We start from the raw sequence: 19,547 nt of genomic DNA on the forward strand, positions 1-19,547 counted from the left end.
CCACTCGGGCGACCGACCCGCCTGTCCCCGTGATGCTCCCCGGGCGCACGATCGCAGGCGGGTGTCCGCCATCGTGAGGGGATGCCGCCCCGCCCTCGCCCGTTGCCCCGCGGATTCGACGACAGCTTTGCCGTCCGCGAAGCACGGCATGCCGGCGTCACCGAACGGCGGTTGCGGCATCCCAGCCTCTACACCCCGTTCCAGGGTGTGCGCGTCGTGTCCGCGGCGATCGCACCGCTGCATGCGCGTGCGGAGAATGATCAGGCACGCGACGCGAGTCCGACGGCGATCGCCGCGAGGTACTACCGGGCTGCGATGATGCTGCATATCAGAGCGTACGCGCAGAACGCCCGACCGGCGGTGTTCTTCAGTCACGTGAGCGCGGCTGTCATCTGGGATGTTCCCCTCCCGCTTCGCGTTCTCAGCTCGGCCGCCGCGGATCTTATTCAACGCGGCGCACCCCTCGCCCTTTCGATCGAAGCGACAGCGCCGCTGGATGTCGCTGTGCTGGCCCCGCTTCGTGCCCCACGCGGAGCGCAGGTCCACGGACGCCAACTGACAGCCGCCGCGCACCGCGTGCGCACGCACGACGGACTCCGGGTCGCAAGCCCCGCCTCGATGTGGGCTCAGATGGCCCCCATACTCACCGTCGATGAACTCATCGCGATCGGCGACTCACTAGTGAATGAACCGCGGCTCCCGGGCGGTCGGCGCGCTCCCGCAGGATCGGGGCTGGCGACCCTGACGGAGCTGGCTGCTGCTCTGCACGCCGGCCGTCGACCCCATGCAGCCCACCTGCGCGAAGCGCTCACTCACGTCCGGGTCGGCAGCGCCTCGAAGGCCGAGACCGACCTGCGCCTCCACCTCGTGCGCAGAGGTCTTCCTGAGCCGAGCCTCGATATCGACCTCTTCGACGCGCAGGGTCGCTTCTTCGGATTCACCGAGTTGGCGTACCCCGACTACCGTCTCTTGATCGAGCACGAAGGCGACCACCATCGCGTCGACCGCGGTCAGTGGAATCGCGACATCGAGAAGCACGCCCTCGCCACGGCTGGGGGATGGACGGTGCTGCGCACGACGGCGACGCAGCTGTATCCGAATCCGGATGCTCTCATCACACGAGTGCGCGAGGCGCTGGTGCGTGCGGGCTGGCCAGGGCCGTCCCCGTCGGTTTCCCGACGGTCGTAGCGACACGGGGCACCGGGTCGCGGCATCCCGAACTCACCTCACCTGCCGCACATCGTCGAACCACGGCGTCTACACGACCGAATGCGACCACCGACGCTCCGACACCCCGCTCCACTTGCCTCGAATGGTCGCTTCGCACACCGGATGCGACCATTCGGGGCAACTGAACCGGCGAGCCAAGGGCGTGGCCGATGCCCCTCGCGCCCAGCGAGCCGTAGAGCGCGCGGGTCAGGGGCGCTGGTAGGCGAGGAGCCCCGGGTCGTCGAGGTTGCGACAGCGTAGTGCGGGCCCGCGCGCCTAGGCTGACGGCGTGACACGCGCCACCACGAGCGAGACCCCCACGATCGCCGACGAGCCCGCCGACCCGTACCTATGGCTCGAAGAGGTCCGCTCCGACGAGGCACTCGCCTGGGCGGCAGAGCGCTCGGCCGAGACCGAGGCCACGTTCGCCTCGGCCACGCGCAACGCGCTTGAGACGCGGCTGCGCGGCATCCTGGACGACCCCGATCGCCTCGTCGTGCCGAGCCGCCATGGCGACTTCCTGTACGACGTGTGGCGGGATGCTCGGAATCCGCGCGGCCTGTGGCGTCGGGCGAGCCGCGACTCTTTCCGTGCCGGCACCCCCGAGTGGCAGGTGCTGCTCGACGTCGATGCGCTCGGCGTCACCGAGGGCACGACGTGGTCGTTCTCGCGCGCGATCCACGGACCGGCCGGCACCGACCGCGTCCTGCTCCAGCTCTCGCCCGACGGCGGCGACGCGACCGTGCTGCGCGAATTCGACCTGGGCTCGGCCGCCTTCGTCACCGACAACCCATTCCTGCTCGACCTCGAGAAGTCATCGGCCGCCTGGATCAGCCCCGACGAGCTGCTCGTCGCGACCGCACTCTCGGCGGGCGGCACCACCGACTCCGGTTACCCGCGCTCGGCCCGCGTCTGGCGGCGCGGCACGGCGCTGCACTCCAGCGTGACCGCCATCGAGGCCGAGGCGAGCGATGTCGGCGTGTTCGTGCACGTCGACCGGACCGACGGGGTGGTGACCGCGAACGTCGACGTCGCACACGACTTCTTCCACTCCGAGGCGTACGTCTGGGATGCTGCGACCGGCCGGGCCCCGCAGCTGCCCGCCGTAAAAAAGATCGCCGCCCCGCAGGACGCCCTCGTGGCGGTGCACGGCGACTCGGTTGCGATCCGCACCACCACCGCGTGGACGGTCGCCGGCCGCGAGGTCGCCGCCGGCGCGCTCCTGGTCGGCCCCCTCGCCACGGTCACCGACGGCGACGGCTCCGCGCTCGAGGTCGTCTTCACCCCGACCGCGACGACGGTGCTCGACTCGTGGCGGTGGACGCGCACGCGGCTCGTCCTCACCCTGCTCGACGACGTGCAGTCGCGGATGCTCGCACTCGATCCCGCCGACACCTGGCGTGCCACCGCGCTCGACCTCGGCGCTTCACCCGACGACCTGCTCAGCGCAGGCGTCGCGACGGCCGATGCCGATGAGGACGACGAGCTGTGGATCGTGGTGCGCGGCTTCCTCACGCCCGCGACGCTGATCGTGACGGATGCTGTGGCCCAAGGCCCCCACACCGTGTCGCAGGCCCGCCCGACGTTCGAGGCCACCGGCCTTGCCGCGACGCAGCACTGGGCGACCTCGGCGGACGGCACCCGCATCCCGTACTTCGAAGTGGGTCCGCGCGAACGCCGCGCCCCACTGCCCGTGCTGATGAACGGGTACGGCGGCTTCGAGCACGCGCTCACCCCGGAGTATCCGACGCTCGTCGGGCCGGCGTGGCTGGAGACCGGCGGCGTCTACGTCGTCGCCAACATCCGCGGCGGCGGGGAGTTCGGGCCGGCGTGGCACCTCGCCGCCCTGCGCGAGAATCGCCACCGCGCCTCTGAGGACTTCGCCGCCGTCGCGGCCGACCTCGTCACACGCGGCGTGACCACCGCCGACCGAATCGGCTGCCACGGCCGGAGCAACGGCGGCCTGCTCGTAGGCAACATGCTCACCCAGTACCCCGAGCACTTCGGCGCGATCGTCTGCGGCGTGCCGCTGCTGGACATGCGCCGCTACACGCGCCTGTCGGCGGGGGCGAGCTGGATCGCCGAGTACGGCGACCCCGACGACCCGGCCGACTGGGAGTTCGTCCGGACGTTCTCGCCGTATCACCTGATCGATCCCGCGAAGACCTACCCGCCGTCGCTCATCTACGCCGCGACGAGCGACGATCGCGTCGGCCCCGTGCAGGCGCGCAAGATGGCGGCGCGGCTCCTCGCCGACACCGACGCCGAGGTGCACTACCTCGAGCCGGTCGAGGGCGGCCACGCGGGCACGATCGACAACGCCGCCACGGCGGCCCTGCACGCCACGATCTACGCCTTCCTCCACGAGGTGCTCGTGCGGAGGCCGGCATGACCGCTCTGACGGATGCCGCAGCCGATTTCGACGCCGTGCGCTCAGCCGTCGAGGCGGAGGCGGGCGCCCTCGACGGATCGTTCCTCGAGCGGTTGGACGAGCAGTTCCCGCGCCTGCATGCCCTGTTCGCCACACTGTACGGCGAGCGCCCCGACGCGTTGGAACAGCTGGCCGCCGTGATCGGCGAAGCCGCAGCATCCTGGACCCGTCGACCCCTCGAGCTGCGCGCCCGAGACGCGCAGCGCGCGGCCGACCCCGACTGGTTCCAGTCGGAGCGGATGCTGGGCGGGGTCTGCTACGTCGACCGCTACGCCGGGGGGCTCGCGGGCGTGCGCGAAGCGATCGGGTACTTCCAGGAGCTCGGGCTCACCTATCTGCACCTCATGCCCCTGTTCGAGACGCCCGAGGGCAACTCCGACGGCGGCTATGCGGTCTCGAGCTACCGGCGCGTGAACCCCGCGCTCGGCACGATGGAAGAGCTCGGCGAGCTCGCCGCCGACCTGCGGCTGGCCGGCATCTCGCTCGTCGTCGACTTCATCTTCAACCACACGAGCAACGAGCACGAGTGGGCTCGGAGGGCGGTCGCCGGCGACCCCGATTTCGCCGACTTCTATCTGATCTTCCCCGATCGCACGATGCCCGACGCGTACGAGCAGACGGTGCGCGAGATCTTCCCCGACGACCACCCCGGTGCGTTCGTCCCCCTCGAAGACGGCCGGTGGGTCTGGGCGACGTTCTACAGCTTCCAGTGGGACCTCGACTACGCCAACCCCGCGGTCTTCCGGGCGATGGCCGGCGAGATGCTGTTCCTCGCGAACCAGGGCGTCGAGATCCTGCGGATGGATGCTGTCGCCTTCATCTGGAAGCGCCTGGGCACCCCGTCCGAATCACTGCCGGAGGCGCACCTGCTGCTGCAGGCGTTCAGCGCCGTGCTGCGCCTCGCGGCTCCCTCGATGCTCTTCAAGTCAGAGGCGATCGTGCACCCCGACGAGGTCGCCGCCTACATCTCGCCCCACGAGTGTGAGCTGTCGTACAACCCCCTGCAGATGGCGCTGACGTGGGAGGCGCTCGCGACGCGCGATCCGCGGCTTCTGCAGCAGGCGCTCGAGCGGCGGCATTCCCTCCCCGCCGGAACGGCGTGGGTCAACTACGTCCGCAGTCACGATGACATCGGCTGGACGTTCGCCGACGAGGATGCGGCCGAGCTCGGCATCCATGCGCATCCGCACCGCCGCTTCCTCAACGACTTCTACGTGAACCGCGTGCCCGGAAGCTTCGCGCGCGGCGTGCCGTTCCAGGAGAACCCGAAGACCGGCGATGCCCGCGTCACGGGGACAACCGCGTCGCTGGCCGGCATCGAAGCGGGCGACCCGGGCGGCGAGGACCGCGTCGTGCTCGCGCACGCGATCGCGCTCTCGACCGGCGGCATTCCGCTGCTGTACCTCGGCGACGAGGTCGGGCAGCTCAACGACTACTCGTTCCGAGAAGACCCCGATCGCGCGGGCGACAGCCGCTGGGTGCATCGCCCCGAGCGCCCCGCCGCCGCCTATGACGAGCGGACGGATGCTGCGACCACCGCCGGTCGCCTCTTCGCGCGCCTGTCGCGGCTGATCCAGACACGGCAGGCGACGCCCGAGTTCGGCGGCAACGCGCTGATCGGCTTCGACGCCCATCACCCGACCGTGCTCGGATTCCAGCGGCCGGGCCAGGCCGGCGCGGTGCTGGTGCTTGCGAACGTCGGCGACGACGTTGCCCTGATCGAGCCGATGACCCTCTCGGGCTTCGCGCCCGGTGCTGTCGACATCGTCACCTCGCTCGAGGTCGACCTGTCGCACGGCGTCACGCTCGCCCCGCACGGCTTCGCCTGGCTGCGCGTCACCCCGCGCTGACCGGGCCCCGCGGGCGCGGTCTAGGGTGAGAGCGTGGATCTGACCGACCTCGACTGGCGCCTCGGCGGCACAGGCCGATTGCGCATCGGTCCGCGCAACGCCATCACCGATGTCGCGGGCATCCGCGTCGGCCACGCGCAGCGCGTGGGCGACGGCTGGCTCTCCGGCTCGACGGTCGTCTACGGCGGCGAGGCCGGGGTGACCGCGGCGGTCGACGCGCGCGGCGGCGGCACGGCGACGCGCGAGATCGCCGCTCTCGACCCGACCGGAGTGGTGCAGCGCATCCACGCGGTGTACCTCGGCGGGGGCAGCGCCTACGGATTGGATGCTGCGGGCGGCGTGATGGCGGGGCTCGCCGAGCGCGGAGTGGGCTTCCAGGTCGGCCCCGAGCCCACGCACGTCGTGCCGGTCGTGCCGTCATCGACGCTCTTCGACCTCGGCCGCGGCGGTGACTTCTTCGCACGGCCCGATGCGGCGCTGGCCCGCGAGGCGCTCGAGGCAGCCATCGCGAGCGACGACCGCGCGCCGGCCGCGCAGGGATCCGTCGGCGCGGGCACCGGAGCGGTCGCCGGCGAGATCCGCGGCGGCGTCGGCACGGCGAGCGTCGTGCTCCCGGGCGGCGGGGTCGTCGGCGCGCTGGTCGTGGTCAACTCCGCCGGCAGCACGGTCAACCAGCGCACCGGGCTGCCATGGGGTGAACTCTTCGAGCTCGCCCACGACGACGGGACGCCCGAGTTCGGGCTCACCGCTCCCGATGACGCGACGCGGCAGCGCACCCTGGCGGCGCTGGCCGAACTCGCCGGCGGGCGGCTCCCGATGCGTCCCCTGAACACGACCCTCGCCGTCGTCGCGACCGACATCCCGCTCAGCCGCGGCGAGCTGCTTCGGCTCGCCGGGTGCGCCCACGACGGGATGGCGAGAGCCATCCGCCCCATCCATACGCTCTCCGACGGCGATGTCGCCTTCGCCGTCTCGACCGGCACGGGTGCGTGGCCGCCCGGCGAGGGACCGATCGAGTCGTTGCACCCCAGCGACCAGGTCAATCAGGTGCTGGCAGCGGGCGCCGACGTCATGGCACGCGCGATCGTCCACGCGGTGCTCGCGGTCGAGCCGGTCACCACCCCAGCCGGGACAGTGCCGTCTTACCGGACGATGTACACATGAGCACCGAACAGCCGGGCACCGGCCGCACCCTGAACGTCGTCGTAGGCGTCACCGGTGGCATCGCCGCCTACAAGACCATCCAGGTCGTGCGCGACCTCGTGCTCGCGGGCCACTCGGTCCACGTCATCGCCACCGATGCGGCGCTGAGGTTCGTGGGCGCGCCGACGTGGGAGGCGATCAGCCGCAACCCGCTCAACACGTCGATCTTCGACGACGTCTCGTCGGTCCGACATGTCGCCCTCGGCCAGCAGGCCGACGTGATCGTGATCGCGCCGGCCACCGCGAACACGATCGCCAAGCTCGCCGCCGGGATCGCCGACGATCTCCTGGGCACCACCGTGCTCGCGAGCCGCGCTCCGCTCGTGATCGCCCCGGCGATGCACACCGAGATGTGGCAGCATCCCGCCACCGTCGCGAACATCCAGACACTGCGGGCGCGGGGCGTCACGATCGTCGGCCCCGAGACGGGCCGGCTCACCGGCCCCGACGTGGGACCGGGTCGAGTGAGCGAACCCGGCGCGATCGTCGCCGCTGTAGTGGCGGCGACCGAGGCTACGGCACACGACCTCGCCGGCCTCCGCGTGCTGATCACGGCCGGCGGCACGCGGGAGCCGATCGACCCCGTCCGATACGTCGCGAATCACTCGAGCGGCAAGCAGGGCGTCGCGTTCGCGCTGGCCGCCGCCGCCCGCGGCGCCGATGTCACCGTCATCGCCGCGCACCTCGACGAGGGCCCGGCGGCAGCCCTGGCGGGCGCCGGGCTCGACACCGTCGAGATCGTGCGGGTGTCGACGGCGGCAGAGCTCGCCGCTGCCGTCGAAGAGCGTGCGGAAACAGCATCCGTTGTCATCATGGCCGCGGCGGTCGCCGACTTCACCCCCGAGGTCACCGCCGATCGCAAGATCAAGAAGACCGGCCAGGGCGGGCGGCTCGAGCTGGTGCTGTTGCGGACGCGCGACGTGCTGGGCGAACTGGTCGCGCATCCGGTCGCCGGCAGGGTCGTCGTCGGATTCGCCGCCGAGACCGCCGAAGACCGCGCCGAGCTCATCGCGCTGGCCAGGGAGAAGATCTCGCGCAAACCGGCCGACCTGCTCGTGGCCAACCCGGTCGGCGGAGGGCGAGGGTTCGGCACCGACGGAAACGACGCGGTCGTGCTCGCCTCGTCGGGCGAAGTGATCGCCGAGGTGTCGGGCAGCAAGCGCGAGGTCGCGGATGCTGTGCTCGACCTCGTGCTCGACGTGATCGCCGACCGGCAGGGCTGACATGCCCGATGACCATGGCGCCATGACGAGCAGCGCCGAGCCGGTCTCGGCCGCACTCACGCCGTATCGCCGGATCGTGCGGTCGGAATGGGCGGCACTGGCGCCCGAGATGCCGCAGCCGCTGACCGCCACCGAACTCGTGCAGATCAGAGGGCTCGGCGATCGCCTCGACATGGACGAGGTGCGCGAGGTCTATCTGCCGCTCAGCCGGCTGCTCAGCCTGTATGCGAGCGCGGCGAAGGCGCTGGGCGCCTCGACCAGCAGCTTCCTCGGTGAACCCGACACCACGACGCCCTTCGTCATCGGCATCGCCGGCTCGGTCGCCGTCGGCAAGTCGACGATCGCTCGACTGCTGCGCGAGCTACTCAGCCGCTGGTCGGACACGCCCCGGGTCGATCTGGTCACGACCGACGGATTCCTCTATCCGAACGCCGAGCTCGACCGCCGCGGCCTCATGACGCGCAAGGGCTTCCCCGAGTCGTACGACCGGCGTGCGCTGCTGGAATTCCTCACGCTCGTCAAGAGCGGTGCGCCTGAGGTGCAAGCCCCCATCTACTCGCACCTGCGGTACGACATCGTGCCCGACGCGCACCTCACGATCCGAAAGCCCGACGTCGTGATCGTCGAGGGCCTCAACGTGCTGCAGCCGCCGCCCGGGTCGCACGACTCGTCGATCGCCGAGCTCTTCGACTTCTCGATCTACGTGGATGCCGAGCAGGACGAGATCGCACAGTGGTACGTCGACCGATTCATGGCGCTGAGGAACGGCGCATTCGCCAGCCCCGCCTCCTACTTCAACAAGTACGCCGCGCTCTCTGACGGAGAGGCCATCCAGACCGCCCTGGGCTTCTGGAACGGCATCAACCTGCCGAACCTCCTCGAGAACGTCTTGCCGACCAGGCATCGCGCCACCCTCGTCCTGACCAAGGGCGCCGATCACAAGGTCGAAAGTGTGCTTCTGCGCAAGCTGTAGCCAGGATGCTGGAGCCCACAGCATCCTGTATCTGAGCGTTCTCCTCTCTCGGTGCGACAACGCCTGACGGCTACTCGTCGGCCGTCTCCTGCTTGCCGCGCATCACCAGCAGCGGATCGGGCTTGCCGACGACCTCGTCGTTGCGGCCCTCGTATTCGAACTGCCCCAGGAAGAACCGCATCGCGTTCAGGCGCGCGCGCTTCTTGTCGTTGGAGCGGATGATCGTCCACGGCGCGTGCTTCTTGTCGGTGCGCCGGAACATCTCCTCCTTGGCCTGGGTGTAGTCCTCCCACCGGTCGAGCGAGGCGAGGTCCATCGGCGACAGCTTCCACCGGCGCACGGGATCGAGCTGGCGGATCGCGAACCGCGTGCGCTGCTCGGTGCGCGAGACCGAGAACCACAGCTTGGTCACGTGGATGCCGGAATCCACGAGCATCTTCTCGAACTGCGGGGCCTGGTTCATGAAGTCTTCGTACTGCTCGTCGCTGCAGAACCCCATCACCCGCTCGACGCCCGCCCGGTTGTACCAGGATCGGTCGAACATCACGATCTCACCGGCGGTCGGCAGGTGCTCGACGTATCGCTGGAAGTACCACTGGCCCTGCTCACGCTCGGTGGGCTTGGTCAGTGCGACGACACGGGAGGTGCGGGGATTGAGGTGCTCGGTGAACCGCTTGATCGTGCCGCCCTTGCCCGCGGCATCCCGTCCTTCGAACAGGATGATCGCGCGCTTGCCGTTGTCTTCGAGCCAGTACTGGAACTTCAGCAGCTCGACCTGCAGCAGGTACTTGTCGTATTCGTAGGCGTCGCGCTCCATGCGATCGTCATACGGGTAGCCCTCCTGCCACGTGTAGACCGGGTTGCCGTGGGGGTCGATCAGATCCGGGTCGGGGGTATGGCCGTCGCGCACGGAGTAGCCATCCTGACGCAGCTGCTCGATGTAGTCGCGCAATCCGTCGCCGCGCTGATCGTCCATATCACTCGCCTTTCCGCGGACCGCCCCAGCGGCCGTCCCGCGCGCATTATCCCGGTTCCGAGTGACCGCCCGATGTACTCGCGTCGACGGCCTCGTGCGAGCACTCAGCTGTTCTGCGGGAAGCCGAGGTTGATGCCGGTGTGTTCGGTGTGGTGGCGGGTGGCGGGGTCGAGCCAGCGGGCGGTGACGGCCTTCTCGCGGGTGAAGAAGTCGAACCCGTGGACGCCGTACGCTTTGGCGTCGCCGAACAGCGACTTCTTCCACCCGCCGAACGAGTGGTACGCGACCGGGACGGGGATCGGCACGTTGATGCCGATCATGCCGACCTGCACCTCGTTCTGGAATCGGCGGGCAGCACCCCCGTCGTTGGTGAAGATCGCGGTCCCGTTGCCGAACTGCCCCGAGTTGATCAGCTCCACCCCCTCGTCGTACGACTCCACCCGGACGACCGAGAGGACCGGTCCGAAGATCTCCTCCAGGTACGCCCGCGACGTGGTCGGGATCTCATCGATCAGCGTCGGGCCGAAGAAGAACCCGTCCTGAAGTCCCTCCACCGTCAGGCCGCGACCATCGACCACGATCTTCGCGCCGTCCGCCTCCGCGATATCCACATACGAGGCGACCTTGTCGCGGTGGACGTCGGTGATCAGCGGCCCCATGTCCGGCTCCACGCCGTCCACCCCGGCACCGTCGCCGATCGTGAGCCGGCCGATGCGTTCGGTGATCTTCTCGATCAGCGCGTCGGCGACCGGCTCCACGGCCAGAACCACCGAGATCGCCATGCACCGCTCACCCGCCGCACCGAATCCGGCGTTCACCGCCTGGTCGGCGACCAGATCCAGGTCGGCGTCGGGCAGCACCAGCATGTGGTTCTTCGCGCCGCCCAGGGCCTGCACCCGCTTGCCATGACGGGATGCCGTCTCGTAGATGTACTGCGCGATCGGCGTCGACCCCACAAAGCTGATCGACTGCACCACCGGGGAGGTGAGCAGACCGTCGACGGCGAGCTTGTCGCCCTGCAGCACCGTGAACACACCATCCGGCAGACCGGCTTCCTTCCACAGCGCGGCCATCCACAGCGACGCGGATGGGTCTTTCTCGCTCGGCTTGAGCACCACAGCGTTGCCTGCCGCGATCGCGACGGAGAAGAACCACATCGGCACCATCGCCGGGAAGTTGAACGGCGAGATGATCCCCACCACACCCAACGGCTGCTTGAGCGAATACACGTCGATGCCGGCCGACGCGTTCTCACTGAACCCGCCCTTGATCAGATGCGGGAACCCGGTCGCCAGCTCCACGACCTCCTGGCCGCGGAGCACCTCGCCCATCGCATCCGACACCACCTTGCCGTGCTCGGCGGTGATGATCTTCGCGAGCTCCAGCTTGCGGGCATTCAGCAGCTCGCGGAACGCGAACAACACCGCCTGCCGCTTGGCGATCGAATACCCCGACCACACCACGAAGCCGCGCTCCGCCGACGCGATCGCCTCATCGATCTCGGCCTGATCGGCGAACCCCACCCGAGCCTGCACGGCACCCGTGGCCGGGTTGAACACCGGGGCGCTGCGGCCGCTGGACGACGGTCGCTCAGCACCGTCGATCCAGTGCGAGATCAGCCGGGCGGGGCTGGATCGGGTCGGGAGGGGGGCGGTGGTCTCGGCAGTGCTCATGATCGGGCTCCTTCAGTCATCGAGAGGTGCACGCGAACGAGGCTACCTCTCCGGCATGTGCGCTCTCGATACGCTCGCTGGCGCTCGTCCCCCGCGGAGATCGAGTAGGCGCGCCAGCGCCGTACCCCCGCGGAGATCGAGTAGGCGCGCCAGCGCCGTACCCCCGCGGAGATCGAGTAGGCGCGCCAGCGCCGTATCGAGATCAGTGCCTGCGTAGTACGTCGGTCCGGGGGATCTCGATACGCTCGCAAGCTCGCTACTCGATCACCGCAGGGGGCTCGCAAGCTCGCTACTCGATCACCGCGTGGGGGCTCGCAAGCTCGCTACTCGATCACCGCAGAGGGCGCTGATCACACCGTCGCGACCGACCCGGAATCGACGCGATAGTTCGATCCGTTGACGAACGAGGCCCGGTCGGAGCAGAGGAACGCGATGACGGCGGCGACCTCCTCCGGCTCGCCGCGACGCCCGAGCTCCATATAGGGCCGCTCCTCGGTGAGGAACGAGGCGATCGCGTCCTTGGTCGAGACGCCGAGCTCGCCGGCACGCTTCTGCATCATCGCGTCGGTCATCGGGGTGTGGATGAAGGCGGGCGACACCGCGTTCACGAGCAGCCCCTCAGATGCGTACGACCGCGACAATCCCTTCGAAAGGGCGAGGATGCCGGCTTTCGCGGCGCAGTACGGAAGCTCATCGTCGTACGGCTGAACGGCATCCTCCGAGGCGACGAACACGAGGCGGCCCCATCCGCCCTTGCGGAGGGACGGCAGGAACTGCCGCACGAGGCGGACCGGACCGAGCAGATCGACATCGACGGTCTTGACCCATCCCTCGTCGCTGATCTCGTGGAAGAGCCCTTGGGCTCCGGTCACCCCGGCCCCCTGAACGAGGATGTCGATGTCGCCGACCGCGTCCTGCACAGAGGAGTGCAGCGCCTCGAGCGAGTCGAGGCTGGTGATGTCGGCGGCGAAGGCGTGGAGCCTGCCGCGCTTGGGCTCCAGCCGCGCTGCGGCGGCGTCGAGCTTCTCCTGATCCTGGTCGGAGATCACCACGGTGGCGCCCTCTTCCAGAAGCAGCCGTGCCGTGTGCCACCCGATGCCCGAATCGGCGCCGGTGATAAGTGCGGTGCGGTGTGCGATGCCCAGGTCCATGGGAGTGGTCCTTTCTTGTGGATGCTCAGTCGGTGAGTTCGTCGATCGTGATCGCCGCGGTGATCAGGGCGAGATGGCTGAGAGCCTGCGGCAGGTTGCCCCAGAACGATCCGTCCTCAGGGTCGATCATCTCCGCGAAGAGTCCGACGTCGTTGGCCTCGGAGACGAGCGCGTCCATCAGCTCGACGGCCTCGTCGTGGCGGCCCACGCAGGCGAGCGCCGTCGCGCGCCAGAACCCGCAGGCGACGAACGCCGACTCCTCCTGCTGCACGCCCGAGTAGCGGTACAGGTGCGGGCCCACGCCCAGCCGCGCCGAGATGGCATCGATCGTCGCCGACATGCGCGGTCCGCGATCGAACCCGCTGATCGCGTGCAGCAGCACCGAGGCGTCGAGGTCATCCGATTCCGGATGCATCACGTAGGAGTTCGCCTCGTCCGACCAGCAGTTCTCGTGGATCCACGCCTCGATCCGGTCGCGCTCCACCCGCCAGCGGTCCGAGCTTCCCGCGACCTGGCCGACCTCGGCCAGATGGATCGCGTCGCCGAGAGCCTGCCAGCATCCCATCTTCGACGAGGTGTAGTGCTCCAGCTCCGGGAGCTCCCACATGCCGGCGTCGCGGTTGCGCCAGAGGTCGCACGTCCGGTCGGCGATCTCGGCCAGCATCCGTCCCGTCTCGATGTCGAGCACGTTGCCGGCGTCGACGTAGGTGCGGCAGATCGCGAACAGGTCGCCGAAGACCCCGAGCTGCAGCTGACCTTGCGCGGGATTGCCGGTCACGACGGGCCCGATGCCTCGCCAGCCCGCCACGTCGTGCTCTTCGACGCCCTCGGGAACACCCCCGTCGAGCCCATAGAAGATGTGCAGCGCGGGGCCGTTGTCGCGAACGGTGCGCAGCAGCCACGACAGCGCGGCGTGCGTCTCCTCGCGCAGGCCGAAGCGCACCAGCGCCGTCGCGGTGTAGGCCAGATCACGCACCCAGGCGAAGCGGTAGTCCCAGTTCTTGCCCCCGCGCGGGCTCTCGGGAAGCGAGGTGGTGCCGGCCGCCGCGATCGCACCGCTCGGGCTGAAGATCAGGAGCTTGAGGGCCAGTGCGCTGCGCTGCACGTGCGGTCGCCACGGTCCGTCGTACGAGAACTCCCGTGACCACCGGCGCCAGCTCGCGATGGTGCGGTCGATGCCCTGATCGACGATCGCCGGGTCGGGCAGGTGAAGCGGCTCATCGTGCGTCGCGACGATCACGACGAGGTGGCGTGACCCGGCGCTGGTCGTGAACGATCCGGACAGCTCGGGCGCAGCATCCTGCGCGTACGCGCGCCGCCGGGGCCCGTGATCACTGCCGACCGTGGCGATCGTGGTGCGGCCCGAGCGGATGATGGGTCCGCGCGTGGTCTCTTCCATCCAGGGGGACGCGGTGCCCAGGGCGGTGCCCGGGCGGACCCGCCAGCGGAATCGCATCGTTCCGCTGATGCCGTCGATGCGCCGCGCGAGCTCCGCCCACGGCAGTCGCCCCGCGACGCCCGTGACGAGCGCATCGGTGACGCTCGCCTTGCCGTCCGACGTGGTGAACGTCGTCCGCAGCACGTTCGTGCCGGGCAGGTAGCGGCGCCGCACCGAGTACTCGCCGACCGGCTCGAGTTCGATGCACCCGCCGGTCTGGTCGTCCAGGAGCCGGGCGAAAACCGGCGGTGAGCCGAGGTCGGGGATCGGCATCCAATCGACCTGTCCGCGGGTGCCGATCAACGCCACCGTGCGGCCGTCGCCGATCACGGCATAGCTGCGCAGGTCCGCACCCTCGGGGTGGGGCCGGGGCGAAGCATCCCGTCCGCTCTCCATGCGCCCCACGCTATGTGGCGGCGGCGGATTGACGTGGGGGGTTGCGCCGCCCCCGGGGCGGCCTCTACATCTAGCTCCCAGCCGATCGATCGCTCGCCGATGACCGCGAGCCGCCCGACGGCTCGAGGAAGGCGGCGATCCGCTCTGCCGCGTCATCGCCCTGCGCGAAACGTGCGATGGACGCGGCCTCGGCATCGAGATGCGCGAAGAGGCTGACGCGCTGCTCGTCGGTGAGCAGCAGCGCTTTCACGCCCTCCAATGCCGGCCGGCTGGAGCGGCGGATGTCGTCAAGCACGCGTGCCAGTTCGCTCTCGAGCTGCTCCGGATCGACCAGCCGGGTGACGATTCCGTCTTGGCGCGCTTGCTCGCCGCCGATCACCGGATTGGTGAACGCGATCTCGTAGGCGCGCCGTCGGCCCACCGTGCGAGGGAGGAACCATGAAGCACCGCAATCCGGCGTGAGTCCGACCGCCTGATACGCGAGGACGAAGCGGCTTCGCCCGCTCGCGATCACCAGATCCGCGCCGAGCACGAACGCGAACCCCGCGCCGGCCGCCGCACCATCGACGACAGCGATGACGGGGACCGGTGCGGAGGCGAGGGCCCGCACCGCGCGATGGGCGTGACCGGCCAGCTTCAGAAGGTGCGCGCCCCGGTCAGCGGATGCCGCCATCTCGCGAAGATCGCCGCCCACGCTGAAAGCGCGACCAGCGCCGCGCAGCACGACAGCGATCGCGGCGTCCCACGACACCGCCTCGAGCACGTCGGCGAGCTGCCGTGCGGTGTCCAGGTCGAGGGCGTTGCCGGCATACGGTCGATTCAGGGTGACGGTCACCACCCGATCGACCTCCGTGACGAGCACCGCGTCAGTCATGCGTGCCTGCTTCCGGTCCGGGCCCGGTCGAGCCATGGGATCTCACGAGGCCAGCTGACGTGCGATGACCAGACGCTGAATCTGGTTGGTGCCCTCGAAGATCTGCATGACTTTGGCTTCGCGCATGTAGCGCTCGGCCGGGTAGTCGCGGGTGTACCCCGCACCGCCGAGCACCTGCACGGCGTCGGTCGTGACTTTCATCGCGGCGTCGGTCGCGACCAGTTTCGCCACGCTCGCCTGCCGCGTGAAGGGCAGTCCGAGGTCACGGCGTCTGGCAGCATCCGTGTACATGGCTCGGGCGCCATCCACTGCCGCAGCCATATCGGCGAGCATGAAGGCGATCCCCTGGTGATCGAGGATCGCCCGCCCGAAGGCTTCGCGCTCCTTCGCGTAGCGAACGGCGAGATCGAGCGCGGCCTGGGCGAGTCCGGTGGCGATGGCCGCGATTCCCAGGCGTCCGGAATCGAGCGCTCCGAGGGCGATGGAGAGCCCGCCGCCCTCGTGACCCAGGAGCCGATCGGCGTCGATGAGCGCATCATCCCAGTACGCGGATGCTGTCGGCACAGCGCTGAGGCCCATCTTGTCGAGCGACGGGCTGAAACTGAGGCCCTCTGTTTCGCCGGGAGCGATGAAAGCCGACACCCCCCGCGATCCGTGCCCGGTGCGCGCGAACAGGATGTAGAGGTCGGCCTTCCCGCCGTGCGTGATCCAGGACTTCTCTCCCGAGATCCGGTAGCCGCCGTCCTGGGGTTGGGCGCGGCACTGCAGAGCGGCGACATCCGAGCCTGCGTGCGGCTCGGAGAGGCTGTACCCGCCGATTGCGCTCCCGTCGAGCATCCGCGGGAGGAACCGCTCCTGCTGCTCGGCGGTTCCGTGCTTCACGACGGCCGAGGTCGCCATGGTATGCACGCTCACCGCCGTAGCCACGCTCGACCAGTGCTGGGCGATCTGTTCGAGCACCTGCAGGTAGGACTCGTAGGGCTGACCCATCCCGCCGACGTCCTCGGCGAACGGCAACGACAGCAGCCCGATCTCGCCGAGCTTCTGGAAGAGGCCGTCGGGATAGCGGGACTCCCGCTCGTACTGATCGACGACGGGGTCCATCGTGCGCGTGGCGAAGTCTTCGACCGCGTCGATGAAGTCGGCGGTCTGCGGAGTCGGAAAGATGCGATCCACGGTCATGCGTCAGCGTCCCGTCCACTGCGGCGAGCGCTTCTCGGCGAACGCCGTCGCACCCTCGCGCGCGTCGTCGGTGGCGAAGACGGGCATGATCGCGTCGTCGTGTGCCGCCCACACTGCGTCGTCCCAGTCAGAGCCGAATCGATCCGCCTCACGAACGAAGCGCTTCGAGGCTTGAACCGCCAGAGGCGCGTTGGCGGCGATGATTTCGGCCAGCGACAGCGCGCTGGCGAGCACCTTGCCGTCATCGACCACCCGGTTGATCAAGCCCAGTTCGCGGGAACGTTCCGCCGAGAGGGGTTGTCCGGTCAGAAGTGCCTCCAGCGCGAGCTTTCGGGGGATCTGCCGCGGAAGCCGGATGACACCGCCCGCAGCGGCGACGAGTCCCCGGGTCACTTCGGGGAACCCGAGCATGACCGAACGCCCGGCGATGGCGAGGTCGCACGCGAGGACGAGCTCGGATCCACCACCCAAGGCGAAGCCGTTGACGGCCGCGATCACGGGCTTGTCGATCGCATGGCGGACGAACCCTCCGAAACCCCACTCCGGGTGCGCGGGGTCTTCCGCGGATTCCCCTCGAGCGAAGGCCTTCAGATCCATCCCCGCGCAGAACGCGCGCGTTCCGCTGCCGGTCAGCACAACCACGCGCACCTCGGGGTCGGCCGAGGCGCGCTCCATCGCCGCGCCGAGCGCAATCGAGAGCGCTTCGTTCACGGCGTTCATCGCCGCCGGACGATTGAGAGTGACGACCGCGACGTGGGCGTGCACCTCGTAGAGCGCCTCGTCGGCCACGCTCACACCCGCTCGATGATCGTCGCGTTGGCCATGCCTGCGCCCTCGCACATGGTCTGCAAACCGTAGCGCCCGCCCGTCGCCTCGAGCTGGTTGACCAGCGTCGTCAGCAGTCTCGTTCCGGAGGAACCCAGCGCGTGACCGAGCGCGATGGCCCCTCCCCTCGGGTTCAGCTTCTCCAGCGGAGCTCCGGTGTCATGAGCCCACGCGAGTGGCACCGGTGCGAAGGCCTCGTTCACTTCGAAGGCGTCGATGTCTGCGATTCCCAGCCCGGCCCGGTCCAATACCTTCTTCGTCGCGGGGATGGGGCCGGTGAGCATCAGGAGCGGATCATCCCCCACCACCGAGAACGACACGAACCTGGCGCGAGGTGTGAGCCCGAGTTGCTTGGCGCGCTCGGCCGACATGATGAGAGCGGCCGAGGCGCCGTCCGTGAACGGCGAGGAGTTTCCCGGCGTGATCACCCACTGCAACTGCGGAAACCGCCCAGCGTACTCGTCGGTGTAGAAGGATGCGGGCAGCTTCGCCAAGCCCTCGACGGTCGTGGCCGAGCGGACTGTCTCGTCGTGCGCGTGCTGCCGGATCGCACCGTCTCCGTCGCTGATCGAGATCGGGATGATCTCGTCGGTGAACAGGCCGGAGTCGACAGCATCCGTCGCAAGGCGGTGAGAACGTGCCGAATAGTCGTCGAGTTGGGCCCGGCTGAAACCCCATCGCGCGGAGATGAGCTCTGCCGAGATGCCCTGGTTCACGAGGCCGTCGGGATAGCGGGCGTGCACCTTCGGGCCGAGGAAATCCTCGCCGAGGGTGCTCAGGCCCATCGGCACCCGACTCATGGATTCGACCCCGCACGCGATCACGATGTCTTGGAAGCCCGAGATGATCGCCTGCGCGGCGTAGGTGGCGGCCTGCTGGCTCGACCCGCACTGCCGATCGATCGTCGTTGCGGGTACGTGTTCCGGAAACCCTGCTGCCAGCACGGCGCTGCGAGCGATGTTCGTGGACTGCTCCGCGGCCTGATGCACGCACCCCGCGATGACATCGTCGATCAGGGCGGGATCGATGCCAGTGCGAGCGACGAGCGCCTCCAAGGTGGCCGACAACAGGTCGACGGGGTGGGTGCCCGACAGGGCGCCACCGGGCTTGCCGCGTCCTGAGGCCGTTCGCACGACGTCGACGATGACGGCTTCACGCATTGTGGATTCTCCTTGTCAATCGAGCCAGGGCCTGTTCGGCTTCCGCGATGATGCGGGTGACCAGCACTTCGCAGGTGGGGATGTCGTGAATGAGGCCCTGCGACGTGCCGACCGTCCAGATGCCCGCCTCGATGTCGCCGCCTTCGTAGACGGTACGCCCGCGCGCTCCCGCCACGAGCTCTCGCACATCGGGAAACTGCCCGCCGTTGTCGAGGATCTCGACGACTTCGCGGCTGACCGAGTTCGATGCGACGCGGGACGTGTTTCGCAACGGCCGGAAGATGAGTTCGGTGTCGAGTTCGCTCGATGAGACGATCCGCTCCTTCACCGCGCGGTGGATGGGGGCTTCCACGGTCGACATGAACCGGGTTCCCATATTGATCCCGTCGGCGCCGAGCGCGAGGGCTGCAGCCAGTCCTCGGCCGTCGGCGAACCCGCCGGAGGCGATCATCGGGATGTCGATCTGGTCGGCCGCGGCGGGAATCAGGACAAGACCGGCGATGTCGTCTTCGCCAGGGTGGCCCGCGCACTCGAAGCCGTCGATGGAGATGGCATCCACGCCGAGATCCTGCGCCTTGACCGCGTGGCGAACGCTGGTGCACTTATGGATCACTTTGATCCCGGCGTCGTGGAAGTAGGGCAGATGCGGCTCCGGGTTGGATCCGGCCGTTTCGACGATCGTCACTCCGCTGTCGATGATGACCTGTCGGTACTCGTCGTACGGCGGCGGCGTGATCGACGGGAGGATCGTCAGATTGACGCCGAACGGCTTATCCGTCAGATCCCTGGCGCGCGCGATCTCCTCGCGGAGCAACTCGGGCGACCCGGGGGTGAGCCCCGTGATGATGCCCAGGGCACCGGCGTTCGAGACCGCCGCGGCGAGCTCCGCCCGCCCCACCCACATCATTCCGCCCTGCACGATGGGGGCGTCGATACCGAAAGCCTCGGTGAACTTCGAAGTGATCATCGGATGCCTCTCCCGA

The 19,547-nt window shown here is 69.2% G+C and carries 15 protein-coding genes; 6 read left to right on the top strand and 9 right to left on the bottom strand.

The genetic code is table 11. The features are described from left to right. The first annotated feature begins 81 nt into the window (after positions 1-81). From ACFE6Z_RS07365 to coaA, 6 genes are all read left to right on the top strand, one after another. Entirely contained in the window at positions 82-1,188 is a 1,107-nt protein-coding gene (locus ACFE6Z_RS07365) for a hypothetical protein (protein ID WP_375385074.1), read from the top strand. Between the two features lie 310 nt (positions 1,189-1,498). Next, the gene (locus ACFE6Z_RS07370) at positions 1,499-3,601 is read left to right on the top strand and encodes a prolyl oligopeptidase family protein (protein WP_375385075.1); all 2,103 of its coding nucleotides are present in this window, start codon (positions 1,499-1,501) and stop codon (positions 3,599-3,601) included. Beyond that, on the top strand, positions 3,598-5,490 hold the full coding sequence (locus ACFE6Z_RS07375) for an alpha-amylase family protein (RefSeq protein WP_375385076.1): 1,893 nt from the start codon (positions 3,598-3,600) through the stop codon (positions 5,488-5,490). The genes ACFE6Z_RS07370 and ACFE6Z_RS07375 overlap by 4 nt, the downstream gene beginning before the upstream one ends. Positions 5,491-5,523: 33 nt before the next feature. Further along, positions 5,524-6,654, top strand: a complete 1,131-nt coding sequence (locus tag ACFE6Z_RS07380; RefSeq protein ID WP_375385077.1) for a P1 family peptidase — start codon at positions 5,524-5,526, stop codon at positions 6,652-6,654. Continuing rightward, the gene (gene coaBC, locus ACFE6Z_RS07385; RefSeq protein ID WP_375385078.1) at positions 6,651-7,916 is read left to right on the top strand and encodes a bifunctional phosphopantothenoylcysteine decarboxylase/phosphopantothenate--cysteine ligase CoaBC; all 1,266 of its coding nucleotides are present in this window, start codon (positions 6,651-6,653) and stop codon (positions 7,914-7,916) included. Before ACFE6Z_RS07380 ends, coaBC begins: the two co-directional genes overlap by 4 nt. Before the next feature lie 22 nt (positions 7,917-7,938). Continuing rightward, a complete protein-coding gene (coaA, locus tag ACFE6Z_RS07390) occupies positions 7,939-8,889 on the top strand; it encodes a type I pantothenate kinase (protein ID WP_375385079.1) in 951 nt (316 codons plus the stop codon). Positions 8,890-8,959: 70 nt separating this feature from the next. Here the strand turns inward: coaA and ppk2 are convergent, their stop codons facing one another. The 9 genes from ppk2 to ACFE6Z_RS07435 all read right to left on the bottom strand — a co-directional run bounded on the left by ppk2 (position 8,960) and on the right by ACFE6Z_RS07435 (position 19,531). Further along, complete coding sequence (gene ppk2, locus ACFE6Z_RS07395; RefSeq protein WP_375385080.1) at positions 8,960-9,865, bottom strand: polyphosphate kinase 2; 906 nt, start codon at positions 9,863-9,865, stop codon at positions 8,960-8,962. Positions 9,866-9,969: 104 nt separating this feature from the next. Next, positions 9,970-11,538, bottom strand: coding sequence for a CoA-acylating methylmalonate-semialdehyde dehydrogenase (locus ACFE6Z_RS07400; RefSeq protein WP_375385081.1), 1,569 nt, complete (start codon positions 11,536-11,538; stop codon positions 9,970-9,972). Between the two features lie 350 nt (positions 11,539-11,888). Then, positions 11,889-12,689: an SDR family NAD(P)-dependent oxidoreductase gene (locus tag ACFE6Z_RS07405; protein WP_375385082.1), complete on the bottom strand. Its 801-nt coding sequence runs from the start codon at positions 12,687-12,689 to the stop codon at positions 11,889-11,891. A gap of 25 nt (positions 12,690-12,714) precedes the next feature. Further along, positions 12,715-14,523: a glycoside hydrolase family 15 protein gene (locus tag ACFE6Z_RS07410; RefSeq protein ID WP_375385083.1), complete on the bottom strand. Its 1,809-nt coding sequence runs from the start codon at positions 14,521-14,523 to the stop codon at positions 12,715-12,717. Positions 14,524-14,593: 70 nt separating this feature from the next. Continuing rightward, the gene (locus ACFE6Z_RS07415) at positions 14,594-15,397 is read right to left on the bottom strand and encodes an enoyl-CoA hydratase/isomerase family protein (protein ID WP_375385084.1); all 804 of its coding nucleotides are present in this window, start codon (positions 15,395-15,397) and stop codon (positions 14,594-14,596) included. A gap of 42 nt (positions 15,398-15,439) precedes the next feature. Then, on the bottom strand, positions 15,440-16,579 hold the full coding sequence (locus ACFE6Z_RS07420) for an acyl-CoA dehydrogenase family protein (protein WP_375385085.1): 1,140 nt from the start codon (positions 16,577-16,579) through the stop codon (positions 15,440-15,442). 3 nt (positions 16,580-16,582) lie between these two features. Beyond that, positions 16,583-17,374 (bottom strand): crotonase/enoyl-CoA hydratase family protein, encoded by a 792-nt coding sequence (locus ACFE6Z_RS07425; RefSeq protein ID WP_375385086.1) that lies wholly within the window; start codon positions 17,372-17,374, stop codon positions 16,583-16,585. After that, on the bottom strand, positions 17,371-18,564 hold the full coding sequence (locus ACFE6Z_RS07430) for a thiolase family protein (protein WP_375385087.1): 1,194 nt from the start codon (positions 18,562-18,564) through the stop codon (positions 17,371-17,373). The genes ACFE6Z_RS07425 and ACFE6Z_RS07430 overlap by 4 nt, the downstream gene beginning before the upstream one ends. After that, the gene (locus tag ACFE6Z_RS07435) at positions 18,557-19,531 is read right to left on the bottom strand and encodes an NAD(P)H-dependent flavin oxidoreductase (protein WP_375385088.1); all 975 of its coding nucleotides are present in this window, start codon (positions 19,529-19,531) and stop codon (positions 18,557-18,559) included. Before ACFE6Z_RS07435 ends, ACFE6Z_RS07430 begins: the two co-directional genes overlap by 8 nt. Between the last annotated feature and the right edge of the window lie 16 nt (positions 19,532-19,547).

The sequence above is a fragment of the uncultured Microbacterium sp. genome (assembly GCF_964244775.1).
Lineage (GTDB): Bacteria > Actinomycetota > Actinomycetes > Actinomycetales > Microbacteriaceae > Microbacterium.

Bases quoted from the DNA above. Each gene is read 5' to 3' on its own strand.
- ACFE6Z_RS07365 (WP_375385074.1), top strand. From the start codon at position 82: ATGCCGCCCCGCCCTCGCCCGTTGCCCCGCGGATTCGACGACAGCTTT.
- coaA (WP_375385079.1), top strand. From the start codon at position 7,939: ATGACGAGCAGCGCCGAGCCGGTCTCGGCCGCACTCACGCCGTATCGC.
- ACFE6Z_RS07415 (WP_375385084.1), bottom strand. From the start codon at position 15,397: ATGACTGACGCGGTGCTCGTCACGGAGGTCGATCGGGTGGTGACCGTC.
- ACFE6Z_RS07420 (WP_375385085.1), bottom strand. From the start codon at position 16,579: ATGACCGTGGATCGCATCTTTCCGACTCCGCAGACCGCCGACTTCATC.
- ACFE6Z_RS07435 (WP_375385088.1), bottom strand. From the start codon at position 19,531: ATGATCACTTCGAAGTTCACCGAGGCTTTCGGTATCGACGCCCCCATC.
- coaBC (WP_375385078.1), top strand. From the start codon at position 6,651: ATGAGCACCGAACAGCCGGGCACCGGCCGCACCCTGAACGTCGTCGTA.
- ACFE6Z_RS07400 (WP_375385081.1), bottom strand. From the start codon at position 11,538: ATGAGCACTGCCGAGACCACCGCCCCCCTCCCGACCCGATCCAGCCCC.
- ppk2 (WP_375385080.1), bottom strand. From the start codon at position 9,865: ATGGACGATCAGCGCGGCGACGGATTGCGCGACTACATCGAGCAGCTG.
- ACFE6Z_RS07375 (WP_375385076.1), top strand. From the start codon at position 3,598: ATGACCGCTCTGACGGATGCCGCAGCCGATTTCGACGCCGTGCGCTCA.
- ACFE6Z_RS07405 (WP_375385082.1), bottom strand. From the start codon at position 12,689: ATGGACCTGGGCATCGCACACCGCACCGCACTTATCACCGGCGCCGAT.
- ACFE6Z_RS07410 (WP_375385083.1), bottom strand. From the start codon at position 14,523: ATGGAGAGCGGACGGGATGCTTCGCCCCGGCCCCACCCCGAGGGTGCG.
- ACFE6Z_RS07430 (WP_375385087.1), bottom strand. From the start codon at position 18,564: ATGCGTGAAGCCGTCATCGTCGACGTCGTGCGAACGGCCTCAGGACGC.